The sequence below is a fragment of the Pseudoalteromonas sp. SIMBA_162 genome, from assembly GCF_046535955.1.
Classification (GTDB): Bacteria; Pseudomonadota; Gammaproteobacteria; order Enterobacterales; family Alteromonadaceae; genus Pseudoalteromonas; species Pseudoalteromonas marina.
In genome coordinates this window covers 1-245 of record NZ_JAWJBQ010000976.1, presented here as the reverse complement: position 1 = coordinate 245, position 245 = coordinate 1, and the positions used below count along the sequence as shown (strand labels likewise).

The window sequence follows — 245 nt, the reverse complement described above, 5'->3', positions numbered from 1 at the left end:
GACCACGAAGACAGCGCCCGGGCACTGCTCGGTGAGTGGAAGGCGGTGTTCGGGGATCGCTTCTATCTGGAGTTGACCCGCACTCAGCGTCAGTACGAGGAAGAGTGCCTGCACCTGTCGGTGGCGCTGGCCGAGGCCACCGATACGCCGGTGGTCGCCACCAATGATGTGCGCTTCCTCAAGCGCGAGGACTACTGGGCCCACGAGACGCGCGTCTCCATCGGCGAAGGCAAGGCGCTGGATGA

1 protein-coding gene is annotated in these 245 nt (G+C 64.9%); it reads left to right on the top strand.

Annotated features, from left to right (window positions below; translation table 11 throughout):
- Positions 1–245 (top strand): hypothetical protein (locus R0J88_RS22620; RefSeq protein ID WP_410901267.1); only part of this gene is annotated, 245 nt, incomplete at both ends.